Origin of the sequence: Streptococcus sp. HMSC066F10 (genome assembly GCF_001813805.1) — a bacterium.
Lineage (GTDB): Bacteria > Bacillota > Bacilli > Lactobacillales > Streptococcaceae > Streptococcus > Streptococcus vaginalis.
In genome coordinates this window covers 1-238 of the sequence record NZ_KV813979.1, presented here as the reverse complement: position 1 = coordinate 238, position 238 = coordinate 1, and the positions used below count along the sequence as shown (strand labels likewise).

1 protein-coding gene is annotated in these 238 nt (G+C 37.4%); it reads right to left on the bottom strand.

All coding sequences use genetic code 11. The annotated features are described in order from the left end of the window. Positions 1-238, bottom strand: a 238-nt coding sequence (locus tag HMPREF2933_RS05275) for a transposase (RefSeq protein WP_148131520.1), incomplete at both ends; no start/stop codon positions are given.

The window sequence follows — 238 nt, the reverse complement described above, 5'->3', positions numbered from 1 at the left end:
AGCACGGCTGAGATGTTGGACAATATGAAAGCGATCTAGAACGATTTTAGCACATGGAAAAAGCTGTTTAGCTAAGGCATAGTAAGGACTAAACATATCAATCGTAATGATTTTCACCTGACAGCGAACAGCTCTATCGTATCGAATAAAGTGATCACGAATAACAGCTTGTGTTCTACCTTCAAGAACAGTGATGATATTGAGTTTTTCAAAATCTTGCGCAATGAAACTCATCTTT